The following is a 20,428-nucleotide window of genomic DNA, read 5'->3' as shown; positions in this document are numbered from 1 at the left end:
TGGGAAGAGTGGCTCAAATGTCGACAGGGTCCTGCCACGTCATCTCAGAACGACCGCTCCTCGATCACCCGTCGCACCGTCCGTAGCGCACTGCGCAGCTCGTCCAGCCCGACCGACCCCAGCGCGAGGCGCAGCGCATGCGGCACGTGCTGTGACGTCGCGAAGGGCTCGGCAGTGGACACCGAGACGCTATCGCGCATCAGCGCCGCCGCAACCAAGTCGGCGCGGGTTTCGTCCGGCAGGCACAGCCAGACGAAGTACGACGAAGGGTGTCGCACGCACCGCAGTCCGGCAAGCTCCTCGCTGGCGATGGCTTGCCGCGCCGCCGCGTCCTGCCGTTTCTCCGCCTCGAGGCGGTTGACCGTGCCGTCTTCCAGCCACGCGCAGGCGATGGCCGTGGTCACGCCCGGCGTGCACCAGGTCGTGGCCCGGATTGCGCGTTCGAGCTTGGGCACCAACACATCGGGCGCGGCGACGAAGCCCACGCGCAGCCCGGTCGCCACGCTCTTGGAAAGACCCGAGACATATACCGTCGTCTCCGGTGCCAGCGTTGCCAGCGGCGGCGGCGGGTCATCGGCCAGAAAGGCGTAGGCGGCGTCTTCGATGATGAGCAGGCCATGCCGCCTTGCGATGGCGGCCAGCCGGCGGCGCCGGCTTGCGCTCATCACCCAGCCCAGCGGGTTGTGCAGGGTCGGCATCGCGTAGATGGCCTTCACGCGGCGGCGCGCGCACAGGCGTTCCAGCGCGTCCAGGTCCGGCCCCTGTCCGGATGCCGGTATGGGCGCCAGTTCCAGCCGGTGTGCCTCGGCGAGCACCTTGAAGCCGGGGTAGGTGAGGGCGTCGACGGCGACCACGTCGCCCGGTTGCAGCAGCGCCATCACCGTTACTGCCAGCCCGTGCTGTGCGCCGTCGACGAGCAGCACGCTCGACGGCTCGGCCGCCAGTCCTCGCGACGCGAGATGCCGGGCGACGCAGGCGCGTTCATGCATTCGGCCGCCATGGGGTGCATAGCGCAGCATGGCGTCCAGTTCACCACCGGCGGCGAGCTGCCGTAGTGCGGCGCGCAGCAGCTCGGCCTGTCCGGGCAGCGATGGGTAGTTGAAGTTCAGGTCCAGCAGGTCCGGTGCCATGGTCCGCTGATCGACGCCAACACCGCCGTGCATCGCCGCTTCGCGCACGAAGGTGCCGCGACCGACTTCGCCGCTGACCAGTCCCATCGCCTCCAGTTCCGCATAGACGCGCGAAGCAGTAACCAGTGCCAGGCCGTGGCGCTCGGCCAGCCGCCGGTGCGTAGGCAGGCGGGTGCCCGGCTGCAGGCGTCCCGCGCGGATCTCGGCGGCGAGTTCATCGACCAGTTGCTTGTAGCGGGCTTCGGCCATCGTGCGATGTATGCATGACAATTTTTTGATTGTATTGATCGCCCGGCCTACGATGAGCGCATCTCAGCCCTCACGCACGAATCCTATGCACATCGCGATCCTCACCTTCGACGGCTTCAACGAACTGGACTCGCTCATCGCGCTGGGCGTGCTCAATCGCATCAAGAAGCCGGATTGGCGCGTGAGCCTGTGTTGTCCGACCCCTGAAGTCACGTCAATGAACGGCGTGACCGTACGCGCCCAGTCGTTGCTGGAGGATGCGCGCCTTGCTGATGCCGTCGTCGTCGGCAGCGGGGTGAAGACGCGGGAGGTCGTCGCCAGCCCCGAGCTGATGGGGCGCCTGGCGCTCGATCCGGCCCGCCAGTTGATCGCAGCGCAGTGCTCGGGCACTTTGATCCTGGCCAAGCTCGGCCTCGTGGGCGGCATACCGGCCTGCACCGACCTGACCACCAAGCCCTGGGTGCAGGAGGCCGGCGTGGAGGTCTTGAACCAGCCCTTCTATGCGCGTGGCAATGTCGCAACTGCGGGCGGCTGCTTTGCCGCGCCTTATTTGGCCGGCTGGATCATTGCCCGCACCGAAGGGCTGGAGGCTGCCGCCGCAGCGCTTCACTACGTCGCCCCCGTGGGCGAGAAGGAAGCCTACGTGGCCAACGCACTCGGGAACATCACGCCGTACCTGCCGCAATGACCTCTTGTGCGGGCTGAATCGACAGCTCAGCGCCTTATGGGCGCATGCAGCACCGCATTCGCCCCCGACCCGGCCGAAGCCTGCGTCGGCGACGCATCGGCCAGTGTCCTGACCGGGCCGCAGCGCCCGTAGGTGTCGTCGAAGCGCACGATGTCGTCTTCGCCCAGGTATCCGCCGGTCTGCACCTCGATCACTTCGAGCACGGTCTTGCCCGGGTTCTCCAGCCGGTGGATGGCGCCCGAGGGCAGGTAGATCGATTCGTTCTCGCGCACCAGCGTGACTTCGCCGTTGCAGGTGGCGCGCGCCGTGCCCTTCACCACGATCCAGTGCTCGGCGCGGTGGTGGTGCATCTGCAGCGACAGTTTGCCGCCGGGCTTCACGGTCAGGCGCTTGACCTGGAAGCGCTCGCCCAGGTCGATGCTGTCGTACGCGCCCCAGGGCCGCACCACGCGGCGGTGCTCGGTGGCCTCGGCGCAGCCTTCCAGCGAGAGCTTGCGCACAACGTCGGCCACCTGCTCCGCGCAGCCCGCGCCGGCCACCAGCACGGCGTCGGGCGTGTCCACGATGATCAGGTTTTCGGTACCCAGCGCCACCACCGGCCGGTGCGGCGCGTGGATGAAGGTGTTGCGCGAGTTCAGCGCGCTGGCCTTGCCGCTCAGCCTGTTGCCCGCGTCGTCCGCCGGGTGCAGGCTGGCAACCGCGTTCCAGCTGCCGACGTCGCTCCACAGGCCTTCGAACTTCACGACTGCGATGTCCTTGTGCTTTTCGAGCACGGCGTAGTCGATGCTGTCGGCTCGGCAATCCTCGAAGGCTGAGCGGTCCAGCCGCAGGAAGCTGCCGTCGGTTGCAACGGCGGCAGTGGCGCGCTCGCAGGACAGCAGGATGTCGGGTGCATGCCCGCGCAGCGCTGCGATCAGCGTGCGCGCCTGCACGAGGAAGATGCCCGCGTTCCAGCTGTAGCCGCCATGCAGGATCAGCTGTTCAGCCACCGCTGCCGTCGGCTTTTCGACAAAGCGCACCACGGCCTGGCTGCGCCCGTCGGCCGAGGGTTCGCCGGCTTCGATGTAGCCGTAGGCGGTGCTCGGAAAACTCGGCACCACGCCGAAGGTGACGATCTTGCCGGCCAATGCGGCCTCGACGCCGGTGCGCACGGTGCGGGCGAACAGCGCGGCGTCGGGAATGTGGTGGTCGGAGGGCGCGAACAGCAGCAGGTCGTCGGGCTCGGCCAGCAGCGCGGCCGAGGCCATGGCCGCGGCCGTATTGCGCGCCACCGGCTCGAGGATCTGCCGGCCCGTGGCGTGCGCGTTTTCCACCGCTTCCTTCACCAGGAAGCGATGGTCTTCCGACGTGACGCAGGTGATGTCGGCATTCAGCACCGCCAGCCGTTCGAGCGTGAGGTGCAGCAGGCTCTTGCCGCCGACCAGCGGCGCGAACTGCTTGGGCAGCGCCTTGCGCGACAAAGGCCACAGCCGCGTGCCGCTGCCGCCGCACAGGACCACGGGATGGATGAGGGGGGTGTTCATGATCGTTTGCGTTGTGGTAGGGCGGGGTTCAGATCAGGCCGGAGTACGCCGCATAGCTCACGGCCTGGGCACGCGAATGCACGTGCAATTTCTTGTAGATGTTCTTGATGTGGGCGTTGACGGTCTGCCCCGAGATGCCCAGCTTGACGCCGATCTCCTCGGTGACATGGCCGCGCGCCACGAAGCGCAGGATCTCGCACTCGCGCGCCGTCAGCGTCGCTTCGCGCGGGGGCGGCTCCACCGACGGCGGCGTGCGGCTGTCGGGCCGGTGGCTCAGCCGCGAGAGCAGCCGGCGCGCCAGCCGCGGCGTGATGGCCGCGCCGCCGTTGACCACCTGCAGCACGGCCTGCGCGAAGCTCTGGAGCCACGCGTCCTTCAGCAGGTAACCGGTGGCGCCCAGCTCGAAGGCATGCAGCACGTGCGACTCGTCCTCGAGCGCGGAGATCACGATGATTTCTCCCGTGCGATGTTGCTCGCGGGCTTCCTGGATCAGGTCGAAGCCGGTGCCGTCGCCGAGCCGCAGGTCGACCATCAGCACGTCGAACTCGTGCGTGGCCAGCAGACGGCGGCCGTCGCGCAGGCTGCCTGCCTGGCCTTCGAGCTGGATGCGCAGGTCCGACAGCAGCTCCTGCGCTATCACCCGGCGCATGAATTCGTCGTCATCCACGAGCAGCACGCGCACCGGCGCATCTTCCTGCCCCGTCAGGAAGCCAGGCCAGAGCGGTGCAACAGGCGGAACGATGCCCGGTGGAAACCCCGAGCGGCCATCGGCCTGCTCGCCAAGAAAGGGGGATGGGTTGTCAGACATGGGTGTGTCCCAGGTTGGAGTTGATGTGGGTGCTGGTGCCGTTGCTCTGAAAGCGCGGGAGGTCCGCGGTAAGGGCCGGCGCCGGGTCATCGAAGCCGTGCGGGTTCGTGGCCTGCCAGCGCCAGCTGTCCGCGCACATCTGGTCGAGGTCGCGGCGCGCGCGCCAGCCGAAGGCGAGGAAGGCGCTGCGCGCGTCGGCCCAGTAGGCAGGTGCGTCCCCGGGGCGGCGCGGCCCGATGCGCAGGGCGATGCGACGGCCGCTTGCGCGCTCGAAGGCCGACACAACCTCCAGCACCGAGGCGCCGCGGCCGGTACCGAGGTTGGTCATGAGAATGCCGCTGTGGCGCACCGCATGGCGCAGTGCCGCCACATGGCCTTCGGCCACGTCCATCACGTGCACGTAGTCGCGCACGCCGGTGCCATCGATCGTTTCGTAATCGTCGCCGTGCACCACCAGGCATTCACGCTCGCCGGCCGCGACCTGCGAGATGTAGGGCATCAGGTTGTTGGGTGGGCCGTGCGGGCGCTCGCCGAGCAGGCCGCTTTCGTGCGCGCCGACGGGGTTGAAGTAGCGCAGGCAGGCAATGCCCCAGCGCGCATCGGCCTGCGCCATGTCGGCCAGCACGGTCTCGACCATTGCCTTGGTGCGGCCGTAGGGGTTGACCGCGCCGTAAGGTGCGCTCTCTGCAATGGGCGAGGGCTGCGAGTCGCCGTACACAGTGGCCGATGAGGAGAACACCAGAGTGCGCACATCGGCTCGGCTCATGGCCTGCACCAGCGCCAGGGTTCCAGCCAGATTGACGTCGTAGTAGCTCACCGGGTCGGCCACCGATTCGCCGACCGCCTTCAGCCCCGCGAGATGCACGACCGCCTCGATCCCGTGTGCCGCGAACACGCGGTCGAGCGCCGCCGCGTCGCGCACGTCGCCGCGCACGAGAACGGGTTCGACGCCCGTGATGCACGCCACCCGCTGCAGCGAACGCGCGTCGCTGTTGACGAGCGAGTCGAGCACCACCGGCAGGTAGCCCGCCGCGATCAGCGCCACGCAGGTGTGGCTGCCGATGAAGCCGGCGCCGCCGGTCACGAGGACCCTGGGTGCGGATGTGGACTTGGGCATGGTCGTGGTCCTCGTGTGGGGTGCCGCGTCAGCCGGCGATGCAGCGCTGCAGTTCCTCTTCGAGGCGCTGCAGGATTGCGTTGCGGTCAAGTTCGGCCTCGGCGAAGCGGCGGCCGGCCGAGCCCAGCAGCTCGCGCGTTTCGGGCGACATGGAGAGCTGTTCGATGGCATCGGCCAGCGCCGCCGCATCGCCCGGCTCGACCACCACGCCGCGGCCCCACACGGCCTCGCTGAGCGCGGTGCCGGCGTGCGCGGTCACGATCACGGCGCGGCCGCTTGCGAGCATGCCGCCCAGCTTCGACGGCATGACGAGGTCGGCGGCATCCGCGCGCTGGGGCAGCACGTGGATGTCGGCCATGCCCAGCAGCTCGTTGAGCCTTTCGGCAGGCTGCAGATCGAGAAAATGCGTGTTGCCCAGCCGGGTGCAGGCGTCCATCAGCGAGGCCCGGCTCGGGCCGTTGCCGCAGAACACGAAGTGGATGTTGTGGGAGCACACCAGCAGGCGCGCCGCTTCGGCCAGCAGCTCGATGCCCTGCTTGCTGCCGAGGCTGCCAGCGTAGAGCACGACCACCGCGCCGGCGGGAATGTTCAGCTCCGCCCGGAAGCCCTGCGCCGGCACGCCTTCGGCCACCGGCGGTCGCGCAACGGGCTGGATGGCTTCCACGTCGACCCAGTTCGGAAACAGCACCAGCCGCGATTCGTCCACGCCTTTCTCCAGCGCCTTGGTGCACATCGTGGAAGAGATGGATGACACCCGGTCGAACTTGCGCATCAGCCAGCGCTCGGCGGCCAGGGCGAAGCGCCGCACGCGTTCGCCACGCAACCAGCCGAGGCCGAATGCAGCGTCCACTTCGTAGTCCTGCACGTGCAGCCAGGAGCGGATGCCGAGCAGCTTCGCGAAGCACAGCGCGGCCGGCGCGCAGGAGATGGGCGGCTCCACCACGAACACTACGTCAGGCTTCCAGCGCAATTGCGCCAGCAGCAGCGGAATGCTCGACAGCGTGAACGACAGCAGGTGCCCGATGCGCCCCAGCGCACGAGGCTTCGAAGGCACCCAGGTGGGCGCGCGGCAGACCGTCACGCCGTTCCAGTCGGTCTTGCGGTAGGCCCATGCCGAGTAGCCCTCGAGCACCGACCACTGCGGAAAGAAGGGCGGCGACGCAATCACCCGCACCTCATGCCCGCGGGCGTGCAGCCACTCGGCCATCTCGCCCGAGTACTTGCCGATGCCGGCCAGCTCGGGAGCGAAGTTCATCGAGTAGACGAGGATCTTCACGATGCCTGCCTCCGCGTCAGCAGGCGCACGATCGGGAAGAAGCCGAATTGCAGGCGCATGCGCGTCTCGTACAGCACGAAGTCGGTCACGCAGGCAATGAAGAACACGTAGTGCGGCCTGTCCGGAAAGACCATCACCACCGCGCCGTATGACGCCAGCCGCAGCGCAACCTCCACCAGCGCCCAGGCGCCGAGCGAGCCCATCGAGGTCTTCAGCGACAGCACCATCTCGTGGTGGATCGTGTAGGTGCGCAGCAGGAAGTACGGCGCAATGCACATGAAGATGGTGCGCGCCTCGTTGCCCAGCTTGAGCAGCGGCGCGGCCACCGAGATGACGGCGGCCAGCCCGACGAAGAGCCCGCAGCCCAGCAGGAAGGAATGCTTCGCTAGGCGCAGCTTGGCCGCAGTGAAATTGCCTGCGTCCGTTTCCAGCATCGCGGGCGTCTTCGTGACCAGGAAGGCCTGCACGAACTGCGACGGCGCTTCGGCCAGCAGGAACGCGAGCTTGAAGGCCCCCACGTAGCTCAGCGGCATGAAGTACGCCACGATGAGCAGGTCCGACTTGCGCAGCAGGAACATGAGCAGCGAATACACCGTCGCTCCGGCCTGCGATGCCAGCCCGAGCGCGGCCCGCCCGACCGGTGGCGCCGCGCCATTGCCCGGCAGGCCGACGGCCACGCACACCACCACGACGGCGAACAGGTTGATGAGCAGCAGGTGCGCCACGCCCAGGTCGAAGCGCACCGCCACGCACAGGCCGATGCCCACGACCAGGATGGTCGCGCGGATGCCGGCCTCCAGGTTGAGCAGCCCCGCGTGGCCCAGGCCGCGACTGAACGAGAGACGCAGGCTGTTGAACGAGAAGACCGCCAGCGTGGCCACCAGCAGCAGGAAGGGCGCGTCGCCCACGGGCATGTGCTGTACCGTGAGGATCACCGTCACCAGCACCGTGGCCAGCGGCAGGCCGATGGCCAGCGTGCGCACCACGTCGCCGCGCGTCACGCCCGGCGGCACGCTCGCCGCATTGCGCGAGAACAGCAGCGAGCTGCCCAGCGTGCCCATCACCAGCGCCACTTCCATGACCGACTGGTAGATGGAGTACTCGCCGAAGCGCGCCGGCGAAATGCTCGCCGCCATCAGGAAGATCGCCAGGAAGCCCGACAGGTACACATACAGCCGCGAAGCAAGCGCGCCCAGGCCCGACAGCCAGGCCATGCGCGCGCCGGGCGGAGCAAGTGACAGGCTGAAGTGCTTCATGGCGTCGGCTGGCTTCACGCTTACTTGCCGACCGGGGCGCGGGATACGCGGCCGGTGTCGAACAGCCGGCGCACGAATGCACCGGCCCGGAACGCGTTGTTCTTCGCGCGGCGGGCCATCTGCAGCGCGTAGGTCACGGCCGCCACGGTGTGCATGTGGCCGCGCAGCGCGAAGGGCATGGCCATCTTGGCGCTGCCCTGGAAGTGCAGTGCCACCACGCGCGTCAGTTCGCCGGCGGTGCTCGTCAGCCAGGCCTTGCCATCGCGGTATGCAATGCGCTTGGCGCCGCCGAGCACCTTGAACTCCCGCCGCACGAGGTTGTGCATGCCGTTGATGTTGTGGTCGATGACCGTGCCGTCGAGCACCCGGTTGATGGGGGCGTCGTTGCCCGTGGCGTGGGCCCAGAGATAGAGCAGGGTCATGTCGGACACGCCGCCGCGCACGCCTCGCGCGGCAAAACGTCCCGCGATGTCACGCAGCTTCCTGCGGCCCGAGGGGGTGGCGTAGCTGTCGAGCACGTAGGCCACGAAGCGGCGCAGGCCGTTCGCGGTCCAGTAGCTGACATGGGGCGAGATCTGGCAGGGGTTCCAGCCGTCCGCGGACTGCATGCAGGAACCCGAGAAGTCGGACTTGCCCGCAAGCCGCGCGATATGCGGCGCCGCACCCTGAAAAAGCAGCACATCGCTGTCGATCAGCACGAATTCACGCACTTCGGGGTGGGATTCCAGAAACTGCGCTAGGAGAAAGTAGCGCCGGAAGCAGATTTTCTCGAACTCCGGCGGGTTGCTCGACAGATGCACGTAGGACCGGCAGAAGCGTTCGTAGGCCGGGCCCGCGTCGGTGTCCGACAGCACGAAAAGCGGCTCGCCGGCCAGCGCCGCCGATTCGCGGCACAGCGCGAGGGTCTTGTTCTGGCGGTCTTCCACGACGATGAAGGGCAGGGTTGGGTTCATGGCGCTTGGTTGAGGGTTGACGGGATGTGACAGCGTTCTTTGTGCTCAGGGCTTGCGCGCCGTAACGCTCTTCATCAGCGCGACGTGCGCGGGAAGAAAGCGGCCGGCGGCGTCGATGGGCATGTCCAGCGTGAAGAGGCCGCGCACGGCGGCCGCTTCCGAAATCCAGCTGCGCAGCTGCGCCGCCGTGAAGCGCGCCGGCGCCTCGCGGCCCCACGAGGCGCTCAGCGGTGTCAGCACGTGCAGCGCCAGCTCCGACGGCGGGGCGGTGAGATGCGCGGGCGGCTGCATGTATTCGCCGGCCATCAGGTTCTGGCAGGGCGCCGACTTGGCGCTGAAGCGCTCAGCTCCTTCGCCCGCGTTGAAGGCCAGCCAGCGGTTGGCGGCGCCCGTGCGGGCCGCGCTGCACAGCATTTCCCAGCCGGCGGGCGTGATGCCCTTCGTGTTGTAGGTACCGTCGAACCACCAGCCGCTCACGAGCGAGCCGTAGCGTTCCGACCAGTCACGGATCACGCTCGACCATGCGGCGATGAAGCGCGCGGGCGGCGGCTCCTGCTCGGATACGTCGCCCAGGCAATCCATCAGCGCGGGGTCTGCCTGCGGCGCACGAAACGGCAGGTAGAGGATCAGCGAGATGCCGCGCTTGCGCAGCGCCTGGCCGATCTCCATCGGCAGGTCGCGCGGCGAGCGGTTCGCGGCGCTGCCCGGGCAGAGCACTTCGAGCGCGGCATTGGGCGCGATGTACTGGCCGTTGTTCTGGCCCAGCGTCAGGATCAAGTGCGAGGCGCGCATGTCCGCCAGCGTCGAGGCGAAGGCCTCGACGTCGAAGCGCTTGATCTCGTTGATCGATTGCTTGTCGGGCAGGTAATGCACCATCACGCCGAAGCCCGGCATCGGGGCGCCCGCCGATGTGACCGCGGGTTGTGCGCGGCCGGCCAGCGGCATCACTGCCAGCAACAGCAGCGCTGCAAGAAAACGCATCGCGGGGAACGGCCATTTCGTCATGGCATGGCCCGGGCGAGCGACAGCGCGCCGCGCTTGAGCATGAGATAGCGTCCCGCGACCGCCGCGGGCGCGCAGGCGGTGGCATGGGCCCACACCGGATGCGTGCGCTCGTGGCGCGCGAGGTGCTTGGCCAGCCGGTACGGGTCGCTGGCAGCGCTGCCCACGAAGAAGGCGTAGTCCGTGAACAGCTCGCGGTGCACCGGAATGTCCGACAGCAGCAGCGGCACGCCCAGTGTTGCCGCTTCGGCCGCCGAGAGGTTGAAGCCCTCGAAGGTAGACAGCGAGATGAACGCGGTGGCGCCCTGGTACAGCCGCAGCAGCTCGTCGCGCGACACCAGCCCCCGGTGCCGCACCGAGCCACGCACCTCGGGCGCCAGCGCGGCCACCATGCGCTCGACATCGGCGGCGCCGTTGCCGGTGATGTCGAGGTAGTCGACCAGGCCCGCGCGCTTCATGCGCTCGAAGAGGGCGAGGATGCCGCCGAAGTTCTTGTGCGGGTAGTAGTGGTAGGCCGCGATGAGGTAGCGCTCGCCCGGCGCCGCATTCGCTGCCGCACCCGGTGTAGTGGGTGCTGCCGCGACCCGGGGCGCGTCCACCGGGTTGAAGATCACGGCCGAATGCTCGCAGTGGCCGAAATGGCGCTCGAAGTCCAGCTGGCTGCTGCGGCTGATGAAGACCACATCCGCCGCGCTGTGCGCCGCGCGCCAGAGGCTCCAGTCCAGGAAAAGCCGCTTGCTGCGCCTGAAGTACTGCGGGTAGGCCTTGTACTGCAGGTCATGGACGATGACGATCGAATCGCGATGACGCCCGAACGGCGTCACCGGCAGGAAGTAGTTGGGAAACACCGAGAACAGCTGCTCGCCCGTGAGCAGCGCGCGCAGGTAGTGGAAGTTGTAGAGCAGCGTGTCGAGCACGAAGCGGCTGATCTTCATGCGCTGCGCCAGCGCGTAGATGCGCGGATGCCGCTCGCTGACCGGCTCGACGCGGTCGTCCTGCGACATCCGCATGTGGCGCAGCAGCACCTCGGACACGTTGAGCACGCCGCCGGCAGCCTTGTTCAGGCGCACGGTGTCGTAGTAGAGGTAGGTGGCCATGAGCGATGTCCTCACGCACTCGGAAGGCCGTGCCGCACCGCGCGCGGCAGCGGCCGGCGGGCACGGGAACTCAGGGCGCCGGCAATGACGGCGGCGATCAGGCCCGAGACCGCGAACGGTCCCCAGCCCAGGATCGGGCCGCGCATGAACGGCACGTAGGCGGCGAGCAGCACCAGCGCCGACAGGTAGGAGCCCGACAGCGGCCGGTTCGGATCGATGGCGCGGTCGACAACGCGAAAGCCCGCCGAGATCGCATAGCCGAACAGTGCCGGCCCTGCCAGTCCGAAGTCGAAATACGCCGTGGTGAAGGGCGGCAGCGACAGGTTGCTCTGCGAGAAGTTGCCGAGGATGGCCGACCAGCCGAGCGGGTCGAAGTCCGGGAACATCTTCAGGTCGCGCGGCAGGAAGAACGAGAACGCCGAGAGCAGGTAGCGACCCCAGCCGAGATCGGGAATGGGTGCGCGCTCCAGGATGCCCGCGACCACGAACATGGCGTCGAAGTCCTGGCTGAACGGAAAGGTCGTGAGCTCCTCGCCCCAGAAGCTGCCGCGCGAGATCAGGTTCAGCACCGGGCCCAGGCCCGCGATGGAGCCGAAGATCACGCTGCCGAGCAGCCAGCGCCGGCTGCGCCCCAGGGCGTGGATGAGCAGAGGCAGCAGCCCGATCAGCAAGACCTGCCGCGCCGTGTTCACCGGGTTGGCCGCAGCCAGCGCCAGGCCGAACGCCAGGCCCGCCGCGCACCAGGACCACAGCGTGCGACGGCGCACAGCGTGGATGGCCAGGGCCACGAAGCACATCAGCACCACCAGCTTGGGCAGCGTGGAATAGAAGATGAAGTCGATCGGCACGTTCTCTTCGCCGCCGCTGGTGCCAGTGAGGCCGCGCGCCACGAAGTTGAGCTCGGGCTTGATGAACAGCGTGGCGAAGGCCGCAAGCGAGCAGCTCAGCAGCAGAAGAAGAGGGTGGGCCACGCCGACCAGCCGCCGGTCATGCCCCCCGGGCAGGTGCGCGGGTACGTCGGGCACGCCCAGCCGCGCGGCCTCCACGCCGGCCATGTACAGCAGCAGGAGCATCAGTGCCTGCGTGTGCGCCGCCGTGCTCATCACGCCAGCTTCCCAGAACTCCACGTCGTGCGAGATCTGCATCGCCGGCGCGATCGAGAAGTACGTGAGGATCGTCGCGTAGTGGATCAGCAGGAACACGCTGGAGCCCGAGGACCCCAGCAGCGAGAGCTGGATCAGCGACAGCGCGCACACCGCCGCATAGCCCCACACGGGGTCGACCAGGCCGCACAGCATGGCGCAGACGATGCCGGACCAGAAGGAGAGGGTTCGCATGGTGGGCCTGCTGTGGTGTGGCTGCCGGGGTGGCTCAGGCGGCGACCTGCGCCGTCTGGATCGGGTCGATTTCCTCGACCGGGCGGATCGCCGTCTGGTAGTCGGCGTAGGTGCGGCGAAGGCCTTCGGCCAGCGACACCGTCGCATGCCAGCCGAGGCTGCTGGCGCGCGACACGTCGAGCAGCTTTCTCGGAGCGCCGTCGGGCTGGGCGAGGTCGTAGCGGATGGCGCCTGTGTAGCCCACCACGTCGCGGATCAGCTCGGTGAGCTCGGCGATCGACACGTCTTCGCCGGTGCCGAGGTTGATGTGCCCGCGCATCGCGTCGGTCTGCCGGTCGTATTCGGCGCGCGACAGGTTCATCACCTCGATGCAGCCCTCGACCATGTCGTCGACGTACAGGAACTCGCGTCGCGCGCGGCCGCTGCCCCAGATCAGCACGCTGGGCGCATTGCTGATCTTTGCCAGGTGAAAGCGCTGGATCAGCGCCGGCACCACGTGGCTGTTTTCAAGGTGGTAGTTGTCGCCGGGACCGTACAGGTTGGTCGGCATCACGCTGCGGTAGTCGATGCCGTGCGTGGCGCCGTACTGGCGGTTGTAGCTTTCGCACAGCTTGAGGCCCGCGATCTTGGCGATCGCATAGGGCTCGTTGGTGGGTTCGAGCTTGCCGCCCAGCAGGTACTCCTCGCGGATCGGCTGCTCTGCCATGCGTGGGTAGATGCAGCTGGAGCCGAGGAACAGCAGCCGCTTGACGCCCGAAACGAATGCCTGGTGCGTCACGTTGGTGGCGATCGCCAGGTTCTCGTAGATGAACTGCGCGGGGTAGGTCATGTTGGCGTGAATGCCGCCGACCTTCGCCGCCGCCAGGTAGACCTGGTCGATCTGCTCCGTCGCGAAGAAACGGGCCACGGCCGCCTGGTCGAGGAGGTCGAGTTCGCTGTGGGTTCGCGTCACCACGTCGTGGCCCAGTTCGCGCAGGCGCCTTGTCGTCGCCTGACCCACCATGCCGCGATGACCTGCAACAAAGATACGCATATGAGCTTTCGTGAAGAGGTTGATGAAGTTCGAGGGAGACGAAATCGAAAGAAATCGGGAGAAGCGGTGATGGCCGCGGCTAGCGCGACCCGCGCGCACCGGTCACCACGCCGAAGGTCTTCAGCAGGATCGCGAGGTCGCGCCACAGCGACAGGTGGGCCACGTACTCCGCGTCCATCGCGGCGCGGCGGCGGTAGCTGATCTCGTTGCGCCCGCTGATCTGCCACAGGCCCGTGATGCCCGGGCGCACGGCGCAGTAGTGGTCCCAGTAGTCGCCGTACAGGTCCTTCTGCGTGAACATGCAGGGGCGCGGGCCGACCATGCTCATGTCGCCCTTGAGCACGTTCCAGAACTGCGGAAACTCGTCGATGCTGTACTTGCGCAGGAAGGCGCCGAAGCGGGTGATGCGCGGGTCGTGCACCAGCTTCTGGTAGATCGCCCATTCGCGCCGCGCGGCCTCGTTCTCGCGCAGGTGGCGCGCCAGCACTGCGTCGGCGTCGGCCACCATCGAGCGGAACTTGTAGAACTTGAAGACGCGGCCGTCCTTGCCGTAGCGCGGCTGCATGTAGATGGCCGGGCCGCCCGAGGTGTAGAGCACGCCGAGCCAGATGAGCGCGTAGGCCCAGCCGAAGAAAACGAAGAACGAGCCGGCCATCAGGATGTCGGCCGCGCGCTTGGCATGGCGCAGCCAGGGCGAGCCGCCGAGCGGCCCGTACGCGGCAGTGTTGGCCGCCGCGCTGCCTGTTCCTCGCCCTGCGGGGGTGGTCGATCGAAGCGTGCTCATGATGTTGCGTGCTCCGGTTCGATGCGTTTGGGCATGACGGTGTCGGCCGTGTCCAGCGCGTAGTGGGGTTCGCTGCGTGTTGTCGTGGCCGGGGCATAGCCGTAGTAGCCGTAGCCATAGCTGCGGTGTTGGCGCCGCGAGGTGTCCACCGCGTTGAACACCACGCCGTGGAAGGCCGCGCCCACGTGGGCCAGGCGCTTGGCGCTTTCCACCAGCTCGCCCATCTCGCTGCTGTCAGCCCGGGCCACCAGCAGCAGCGTGCCCATGTTCGGCGCCATTGCGGCGGTCTCCGATGCCAGCAGGGTGGGGGGCGCATCGACGATCACCACGTCGTAGCGCGCGGACAGCGTTGCCAGCGTGTGCTCGAAGGCGTCGCTGGCCATCAGGCCGGCGGGGTCGGGATGCAGCGTGCCCGCGCTCATCACGTCCAGGTTCAGCAGCACGCGGTGGTGGATGCCCTGCTCGAGCGGCACGCCGCCGGCGAGCACGTCGGACAGGCCGTTCTTGCGCTGCAGGCCGAACTCCTCGCTCAGGCTGCCGCGGCGCAGGTCGCCGTCGATCAGCAGCACGCGCTTGCCCGAGGATGCGAGCAGCGTGGCGAAGTTCGACGACACGAATGTCTTGCCCGCGCCGGCCGTGGCGCTGGAGATGAGCACCCGGTTGTTGGGCGCGCCCAGCATCGCGTACTGCAGCGTGGTGCGCAGGCGGCGCAGGCCTTCCAGCGCCGGGTCTTCCACGTGCAGCGCCGCCAGCACCTTGACGCCGGGCTTGCCGGTGCGGATGGCGCGGTCGAGCACGCGCTGCTGGGTGCTCAGCGGAATCGTGCTGTACACGCTCAGGCCTGTGACGGCCTCGATGTCCTCGGGGCTGCCGATGGAGCGCTTCAGGTTCTTGCGCGCCAGCGCCGCGGCACCGCCGAGGAACAGGCCGCCCGCCAGCGCCAGTGCGATGACGATCAGCGGCTTCGGCCGCACGGGCTTCTCGGCCAGCAGGGCCTGGTCGAGCACGCGCACGTTGGCAACCTTGCCTTCCTTGGCCAGCCGCATCTGCAGCGAGCTGTTCAGAAGCGTCGCGTAGAGGTCGGTGTTGACCTTGATGTCGCGCTGCATGCGCAGCGAGTTCTGCTGCAGCATGGGCATGCGGCGGATGCGGCCGTCGACCGCGCCGAGCTCTTTCTTCAGCGAAGCGATCTGCGAATCCAGCGTCTGCACCATCGGGTGCGCGGAAGTGAAGCGGCCCACCAGGTCCAGCCGCTTCTGCTTTGCATCGAGCAGCTTGGCCTGCAGGTCCACGTTCTGCGCCAGGGCATTGCGGGCCTCGTCGTCCAGGTTGATGGTGCCGTTCTGGTTGCGGTATTGGTTGTAGGCGTCTTCCGACTGTTCCAGCTGCTGCTTGAACTTGGGCAGTTCGGTGCCCAGGAAGGACAGCGCGCGCTCGGCTTGCACCGTCTTCTGGTCGATGTTCTGGCGCACGTACAGGCGCGAGATCTCGTTGAGCACGTTGGCCAGCTGGCCGCGGTTGTCGGCCTGCAGGCTGACGTCCATCACGCCGGACTGCTTGCCTTTCTCGACCACGCGCAGGTCTTTCTGCAGCCCAAGCAGGGTGAGCTGCTTCGAATGGCGCACCAGCTCGAAGGCGCCGCCGGGCTGGGCCTCGAACGAACCCACCAGCAGATGCAGCGCGCCGCCGGGCACGGTGGCGTCGAGCGGCACGCCGGCCTTGCCGTTCAGGGGCGTTTCCAGGTCGGGGTTGGTCAGGGTGTAGTTGCCGCCTTCGCCCGCGATCAGCGTGAACTTCTTGCCCTCGAACGCGCTCGGCACGTCCATCTGCGCCACGGCGATCTGCTCGGTGCCCGAGACATAGTTGCCCATGCCGAAGATGCCTGGCGTGGAGAGATGGCTCGAATGCCGCGCGAGGAACTCGCCCACCAGCGGCGTGTAGAGCGGCTTGGCGCTGATGAAGAGCTTGGTGTTCTCCATGGCCTGGCCGAGCACCATGCGCGAGCGCAGGATCTCGGTCTCGCCGGCGGTCGACGTCTTCACGCTGATGCCCCCGCCGCCGTTGGCGTCGCCAGGGAAGTTGCCGCCCGAGCGATCGGGATCCTCGACCTGGATCAGGATGTTGGCCTCGTACATGCGCTGGCCGAACAGCGCATAGCCCACGCCCACCAGCAGGGCCAGCGCCGCGATGATGGCAATCAGCCAGCGGCTGTCGATCAGGATGTCGAGGTATTCATGGAACCGGGATTCCCGGGTCCAGGCGGTGGTCTCGAGCACCGTCACGGGGGCTGCCGCGGGTGCGGGAAGCGTAGGTTGCCAACGCGCGTTCATGGGATTCACCTTTTCCTGTTGCGGGGGTGCTGGGCGCTTACCGGCGTGCGGTGTCGCGGGCAAGATTGATGACCTGGGCGGCCGGCAGAATCAGGCCGAACACGCGGCTCAGGCTGACCAGCGGCACGCGGTCGACGTACACCACGTCGCGCGGCTGCAGCTCGAAGCGATCGGCCAGCGCGAGCGCCACCGGGTTTTTCGCGTTGAGGTTGTAGACCTGCTGCACGTCGAGGTTGTCGGGCGAATTGCGCACCACGTAGATCTGGCCGGGGTCGGAGGTGGCCAGGTCGGGTCCGCCCGCGTCGCCCAGCGCCTCGTTCAGGCTCAGCCGGCCGTTGTTGCGCATCTGCAGCGCCGACGGCGCCTTGACTTCACCCATCACGTAGACCCGGCTGTCCTCGCGGGTGCCGACGTTCACCACGTCGCCGTTGCGCAGCGGGATGTTGTTGCCGTCGGCGCCCAGGGCCTGGAGCGCCGGCAGGTTGATCTCCGTCGAGACACCGCCGCGCGTCAGCGTGATGCGCGAACGGTCACCGGCCTGCGTGAAGCTGCCGGCGCGGCTGATGGCCTCCGACAGCGTCATCGGCACGTCGGTGAAGATCTGCAAGCCGGGCGTGCGCACCTCGCCCTGCACGTAGGCACGCTGGCTGCGGAACGACTGGATGCGCACCGATACCTGCGGGTCTTTCACGAAGGCCTTGATGCGCTTCGCGACCAGCTCCGACGCGCCGCTCTCCGTCAGGCCCTGCAGCTTGGCACGCCCGATGTAGGGGAAGAAGATTTCACCCTTGGCATCGACGATGAAGCCGGGCGCAACAGTCACGCCGGTCGGGTCGGACTGCTGCGCGATCACCGCGCCGGCGTTCGGCAGCAGCTCGGGGTGGTCGTACACGATGATGCCGACCACGTCTCCCGGCCCGATGGTGTAGGTCGGCGGCGCGGCGAACAGGCGCTTGATGCTGTCGGGCACGCTCTTGGGCTTCTGCGCGATCTGCGCGCGGATCAGGTCGGGCGTGATCGCAATGACCTTGCCGCTGCCGGCGGAGGCCGTGCTGTCACCCGTTGAGCGGTCGAAGCCCAGCGGGCCCACCGAGCCGAAGCCCGGCGCGCAGCCCGAAAGCGCGACCAGCCCGAGGGACAGCAGCAGGGCCAGGCCAAGCCATCGCAAGCGGGACTCCACCTGTGCCTGGGCACGGATTGCGAGAGGGCGCGTTCCGCATGACTGCGTCGCTGGATCTTTGCGTTGCATGGTGATCTCCTTGACGGCCGGTTGAAGGTGGGGGCTCGGGGTGAATGAAAGGGTGAAAAGGCGCGCCTCAGGGCGCGGCCCAGGTGGTGGGCATGGCGTGTTCGGCGCCCGCGAGCGGGCGGCTCTGGCTGCGTCGTTCGGTGCTGGCGCCGAAGCAGCGGTCGGTGACCCAATCGCCGACACACTGGAGGAACAGCCGCTGCCCCTTCTCCGTGCAGACGGTGTGATCGACCTCGCCCATGAACTCGTACTGCACTGCCTGGGTGAAGGGCAGGCGGGCGAAGGCGCCGAGCTGGTCGCGGCCGCGGTCGCATACATGCAGCGAGCCCGAATACAGCAGCTGCACCGCCACCTTGCGTTCGACCAGGCTCTGCAGCGCAGTGCCGAACCAGGCCGCGTTGACTTCAGGCGCGCGCTTCTCCGCGAAGAAGCCGGGCAGCGCCGTTGTCGAGTGGCTGCGCAAAAAGTGGCGTTGCAGCCAGCGCCTGGCCTTGCCGGGAAAGGACGGGTGCGCGGGCGCTGCCAGCGCGCGGCGCAGGTTGCGCTCCCAGCGGGCGCGCCGCTCGGGGAAGGCGAAGCCGTCGAACAGCGACACCGCCACCACGCGCGCATCGGCCAGGGCCGCCGACATGGCATGTTCCACGCCCGAGCACATGGCGACGATCACGAACTGCCGGGCACCCAGCATGCGTTCGGCGATGTCCATGGCCGCCTGCAGGCTGTGCACGGCACGCGCCTGCAGGTCGGGCGAGGTGTCGAGCGCGTCGCTGTCGCCCACGCCGCCCAGGTCGAAGCGCAGGCTGCTCACGCCGCGCGCGGCCAGCAAGTGCGCCAGCTTCACGTTGATGCGGCGCGGGCCCACGCGGTGGTTGGCGCCCATGTTGAACATGAGGCAGGCAATGCCGCCCGGCGTCTGCTGCGCAGGCGCCGTAAGCATGCCCACCAGCGCCTCGCCGGGGCCGAAGCGCATCGGCGTCTGCGTCGCTCTTGCTGTCGTCATGTCATTCATGAAGAGCCCCCTGGAGGCGGTTGAGCGCGTCGGCCGGGACCATCGCGCTGTTGGGATACGGGTCGGAGGCCCAGTCGAGCTGGTGCTTGAAGTACGCGAGGCGAACCGGCATGTGGCGCGACTGCTGGTCGGCGGCCCATTGCGCGGTGCGTTCGTCGTCGGGCTCGGCCAGCACCAGCGTGTCGTGCAGGGCAGTGAGCGGCAGCGACTCGGGAACCAGCGCCGCGAGCTGAGCGCGCAGCGCGGGCGAGAGCGCGGTGCCCAGGGCCTCCTCGGGCAGCGCGTCGGGCTCCTGCACGAGGCCGCGGCGCCAGGCCAGGTCGGGAATGCAGAAGGTCGTGTCGATGGCGGCCACGTGCTGTTCGCGCAGCAGCCGCGCATAGCGGCGTCCGTCGATCACCGGTTCCCACAGCACCAGCCGCACGGGGTCGCAGCGTCCGCCGCGCGCGGCCAGCACGGCCAGCGTGGCGCCGAGCCGTGCGCCGATCCACACGATGGAGGCACCCGGTGCGTGCCGGCGCAGTTCCTCGTGCGCCGAGCACAGGTCGCGGCGCCAGCCGTCGAGCTCGCCCTCGCTCTCGTCGCCGGGCGAGTCGCCCGATCCGTAGAAATCGAAGCGCAGCGTGGCGATGCCGGCGCGCGAGAGGCGTTCGGCCAGCACCTTGAAGAAGCGATGGGTGCGCAGGCCCTCCTGCCCGAAGGGCGGGCACAGGAGCACCGCGGTGTTCTCGGCCCGGTCTTCGTCGGCGGCATGGAACACGCCGAAGACCTGGCGCGAGGCCGGTCCGAACATGAGCGGCGTGAAGCGGGTCATTGCGCGGCCCCTGCGTAGCGCGCTGCGGTGTTCGCCTTGGGAGCGGTCAGCTGGCTCATGCGCGTGCCGCCGTCATCCGACCCGAACGACTGGGCGCGGGCTTCGGTCTGGCGCCATTCGGCGAGCGAGCCCACGCAGTCGAGCCGCTCGGGTGCCGGCCCCACCACCAGCCACAGGATGCGTCCGGCCACCGACAGCTCGACGCTGCGGCGCTCCGGCGCGAGGCCCACCTCGAAGGTCTGCGACGACACCAGCAGGCCCACGCCGATAGCCTTCAGGCAGGCTTCCTTGCGGCTCCAGCAGGTCAGGAAGGCACGGTCACGCTCGTGCGCGGGCAGGGCGGCCAGCGCTTCCTGTTCGCGGTGGGTGAAGTATTCCGCCGCGAGCACCGCCGCATCCGGCACCGGTCGCAGCAGCTCGACGTCGGCGCCCAGCGGGCCGCGCCCGCCGATGGCGATCAAGGCCAGGCCCTGGCTGTGGCTCAGCGAGAACTGGGTGCGCGTGTGACCCGACAGCGAGGGCCTGCCGAAGGAGCCGGTGGACAGTTGCAGCGCGGCGTTGTGCAGGCCCGTGTACTCGCTGAGCGCCTGCCGCAGCGCGATGTGCGCGGCCACGAAGCGCTGGCGGTCGATGGGGGAACGCAGGTTCTCGGCGCGCGCGCGTTCTTCCTCGGAGAGCACCTGGGCGGGCAGCAGGTCGGTGAAGCTGTCCAGATCGACGTACCGGCAGACCGGCGCGTCGATGGAAAGTGCGTAGGCGGAGCTGTTCATGCT

The 20,428-nt window shown here is 68.5% G+C and carries 18 protein-coding genes; 1 reads left to right on the top strand and 17 read right to left on the bottom strand.

Annotation, left to right across the window (positions count from 1 at the left end; genetic code table 11):
* Nucleotides 1-44: 44 nt before the first annotated feature.
* Nucleotides 45-1,379, bottom strand: a complete 1,335-nt coding sequence (locus BMW87_RS04335) for an aminotransferase-like domain-containing protein (RefSeq protein WP_093074438.1) — start codon at nucleotides 1,377-1,379, stop codon at nucleotides 45-47.
* 85 nt (nucleotides 1,380-1,464) lie between these two features.
* On the opposite strand from BMW87_RS04335, the gene BMW87_RS04330 reads away from it, so the two are divergent.
* Complete coding sequence (locus BMW87_RS04330; protein WP_093074436.1) at nucleotides 1,465-2,067, top strand: DJ-1/PfpI family protein; 603 nt, start codon at nucleotides 1,465-1,467, stop codon at nucleotides 2,065-2,067.
* A 26-nt stretch (nucleotides 2,068-2,093) separates the two neighbouring features.
* Here the strand turns inward: BMW87_RS04330 and BMW87_RS04325 are convergent, their stop codons facing one another.
* The 16 genes from BMW87_RS04325 to BMW87_RS04250 all read right to left on the bottom strand — a co-directional run bounded on the left by BMW87_RS04325 (nucleotide 2,094) and on the right by BMW87_RS04250 (nucleotide 20,425).
* Nucleotides 2,094-3,590 carry a mannose-1-phosphate guanylyltransferase/mannose-6-phosphate isomerase gene (locus tag BMW87_RS04325; RefSeq protein ID WP_093074434.1) on the bottom strand — a complete coding sequence of 499 codons (1,497 nt, stop codon included), beginning with the start codon at nucleotides 3,588-3,590 and terminating at the stop codon, nucleotides 2,094-2,096.
* A gap of 28 nt (nucleotides 3,591-3,618) precedes the next feature.
* On the bottom strand, nucleotides 3,619-4,398 hold the full coding sequence (locus BMW87_RS04320) for a LuxR C-terminal-related transcriptional regulator (RefSeq protein WP_093058343.1): 780 nt from the start codon (nucleotides 4,396-4,398) through the stop codon (nucleotides 3,619-3,621).
* Nucleotides 4,391-5,515, bottom strand: coding sequence for a UDP-glucose 4-epimerase GalE (gene galE, locus BMW87_RS04315; protein ID WP_093074432.1), 1,125 nt, complete (start codon nucleotides 5,513-5,515; stop codon nucleotides 4,391-4,393). Before galE ends, BMW87_RS04320 begins: the two co-directional genes overlap by 8 nt.
* A gap of 28 nt (nucleotides 5,516-5,543) precedes the next feature.
* Complete coding sequence (locus BMW87_RS04310) at nucleotides 5,544-6,791, bottom strand: glycosyltransferase WbuB (protein WP_093074430.1); 1,248 nt, start codon at nucleotides 6,789-6,791, stop codon at nucleotides 5,544-5,546.
* Nucleotides 6,788-8,047: a lipopolysaccharide biosynthesis protein gene (locus tag BMW87_RS04305; protein WP_093074428.1), complete on the bottom strand. Its 1,260-nt coding sequence runs from the start codon at nucleotides 8,045-8,047 to the stop codon at nucleotides 6,788-6,790. Before BMW87_RS04305 ends, BMW87_RS04310 begins: the two co-directional genes overlap by 4 nt.
* 20 nt (nucleotides 8,048-8,067) lie before the next feature.
* The gene (locus BMW87_RS04300; RefSeq protein WP_093074426.1) at nucleotides 8,068-9,000 is read right to left on the bottom strand and encodes a hypothetical protein; all 933 of its coding nucleotides are present in this window, start codon (nucleotides 8,998-9,000) and stop codon (nucleotides 8,068-8,070) included.
* Between the two features lie 45 nt (nucleotides 9,001-9,045).
* On the bottom strand, nucleotides 9,046-10,005 hold the full coding sequence (locus tag BMW87_RS04295) for a hypothetical protein (RefSeq protein ID WP_093058347.1): 960 nt from the start codon (nucleotides 10,003-10,005) through the stop codon (nucleotides 9,046-9,048).
* The gene (locus tag BMW87_RS04290) at nucleotides 10,002-11,099 is read right to left on the bottom strand and encodes a glycosyltransferase (RefSeq protein WP_093074424.1); all 1,098 of its coding nucleotides are present in this window, start codon (nucleotides 11,097-11,099) and stop codon (nucleotides 10,002-10,004) included. The genes BMW87_RS04295 and BMW87_RS04290 overlap by 4 nt, the downstream gene beginning before the upstream one ends.
* Before the next feature lie 11 nt (nucleotides 11,100-11,110).
* Nucleotides 11,111-12,436, bottom strand: coding sequence for a hypothetical protein (locus BMW87_RS04285; protein WP_093074422.1), 1,326 nt, complete (start codon nucleotides 12,434-12,436; stop codon nucleotides 11,111-11,113).
* A gap of 34 nt (nucleotides 12,437-12,470) precedes the next feature.
* Nucleotides 12,471-13,469: a GDP-L-fucose synthase family protein gene (locus tag BMW87_RS04280; RefSeq protein WP_093058350.1), complete on the bottom strand. Its 999-nt coding sequence runs from the start codon at nucleotides 13,467-13,469 to the stop codon at nucleotides 12,471-12,473.
* A 79-nt stretch (nucleotides 13,470-13,548) separates the two neighbouring features.
* Entirely contained in the window at nucleotides 13,549-14,253 is a 705-nt protein-coding gene (locus BMW87_RS04275) for a sugar transferase (RefSeq protein WP_093058351.1), read from the bottom strand.
* Nucleotides 14,250-16,583, bottom strand: coding sequence for a polysaccharide biosynthesis tyrosine autokinase (locus tag BMW87_RS04270; RefSeq protein ID WP_093074420.1), 2,334 nt, complete (start codon nucleotides 16,581-16,583; stop codon nucleotides 14,250-14,252). Before BMW87_RS04270 ends, BMW87_RS04275 begins: the two co-directional genes overlap by 4 nt.
* 37 nt (nucleotides 16,584-16,620) lie before the next feature.
* The gene (locus tag BMW87_RS04265) at nucleotides 16,621-17,832 is read right to left on the bottom strand and encodes a polysaccharide biosynthesis/export family protein (RefSeq protein WP_093074418.1); all 1,212 of its coding nucleotides are present in this window, start codon (nucleotides 17,830-17,832) and stop codon (nucleotides 16,621-16,623) included.
* A gap of 67 nt (nucleotides 17,833-17,899) precedes the next feature.
* A complete protein-coding gene (locus BMW87_RS04260; protein WP_256216654.1) occupies nucleotides 17,900-18,832 on the bottom strand; it encodes an alpha/beta hydrolase family protein in 933 nt (310 codons plus the stop codon).
* Nucleotide 18,833: 1 nt separating this feature from the next.
* Nucleotides 18,834-19,655, bottom strand: coding sequence for a serine aminopeptidase domain-containing protein (locus BMW87_RS04255; RefSeq protein WP_093074414.1), 822 nt, complete (start codon nucleotides 19,653-19,655; stop codon nucleotides 18,834-18,836).
* A complete protein-coding gene (locus BMW87_RS04250; protein ID WP_143062560.1) occupies nucleotides 19,652-20,425 on the bottom strand; it encodes a 4'-phosphopantetheinyl transferase family protein in 774 nt (257 codons plus the stop codon). Before BMW87_RS04250 ends, BMW87_RS04255 begins: the two co-directional genes overlap by 4 nt.
* Nucleotides 20,426-20,428: the final 3 nt, after the last annotated feature.

It is taken from the genome of Variovorax sp. OV084 (assembly GCF_900111625.1).
Lineage (GTDB): Bacteria > Pseudomonadota > Gammaproteobacteria > Burkholderiales > Burkholderiaceae_C > Variovorax.
This window is presented reverse-complemented; position numbering and strand designations above follow the sequence as displayed.

Bases quoted from the DNA above. Each gene is read 5' to 3' on its own strand.
- BMW87_RS04325 (WP_093074434.1), bottom strand. From the start codon at position 3,590: ATGAACACCCCCCTCATCCATCCCGTGGTCCTGTGCGGCGGCAGCGGC.
- BMW87_RS04290 (WP_093074424.1), bottom strand. From the start codon at position 11,099: ATGGCCACCTACCTCTACTACGACACCGTGCGCCTGAACAAGGCTGCC.
- BMW87_RS04260 (WP_256216654.1), bottom strand. From the start codon at position 18,832: ATGACGACAGCAAGAGCGACGCAGACGCCGATGCGCTTCGGCCCCGGC.
- BMW87_RS04305 (WP_093074428.1), bottom strand. From the start codon at position 8,047: ATGAAGCACTTCAGCCTGTCACTTGCTCCGCCCGGCGCGCGCATGGCC.
- galE (WP_093074432.1), bottom strand. From the start codon at position 5,515: ATGCCCAAGTCCACATCCGCACCCAGGGTCCTCGTGACCGGCGGCGCC.
- BMW87_RS04280 (WP_093058350.1), bottom strand. From the start codon at position 13,469: ATGCGTATCTTTGTTGCAGGTCATCGCGGCATGGTGGGTCAGGCGACG.
- BMW87_RS04270 (WP_093074420.1), bottom strand. From the start codon at position 16,583: ATGAACGCGCGTTGGCAACCTACGCTTCCCGCACCCGCGGCAGCCCCC.
- BMW87_RS04320 (WP_093058343.1), bottom strand. From the start codon at position 4,398: ATGTCTGACAACCCATCCCCCTTTCTTGGCGAGCAGGCCGATGGCCGC.
- BMW87_RS04265 (WP_093074418.1), bottom strand. From the start codon at position 17,832: ATGCAACGCAAAGATCCAGCGACGCAGTCATGCGGAACGCGCCCTCTC.
- BMW87_RS04330 (WP_093074436.1), top strand. From the start codon at position 1,465: ATGCACATCGCGATCCTCACCTTCGACGGCTTCAACGAACTGGACTCG.
- BMW87_RS04295 (WP_093058347.1), bottom strand. From the start codon at position 10,005: ATGACGAAATGGCCGTTCCCCGCGATGCGTTTTCTTGCAGCGCTGCTG.
- BMW87_RS04255 (WP_093074414.1), bottom strand. From the start codon at position 19,655: ATGACCCGCTTCACGCCGCTCATGTTCGGACCGGCCTCGCGCCAGGTC.
- BMW87_RS04250 (WP_143062560.1), bottom strand. From the start codon at position 20,425: ATGAACAGCTCCGCCTACGCACTTTCCATCGACGCGCCGGTCTGCCGG.
- BMW87_RS04275 (WP_093058351.1), bottom strand. From the start codon at position 14,253: ATGAGCACGCTTCGATCGACCACCCCCGCAGGGCGAGGAACAGGCAGC.
- BMW87_RS04335 (WP_093074438.1), bottom strand. From the start codon at position 1,379: ATGGCCGAAGCCCGCTACAAGCAACTGGTCGATGAACTCGCCGCCGAG.
- BMW87_RS04285 (WP_093074422.1), bottom strand. From the start codon at position 12,436: ATGCGAACCCTCTCCTTCTGGTCCGGCATCGTCTGCGCCATGCTGTGC.
- BMW87_RS04300 (WP_093074426.1), bottom strand. From the start codon at position 9,000: ATGAACCCAACCCTGCCCTTCATCGTCGTGGAAGACCGCCAGAACAAG.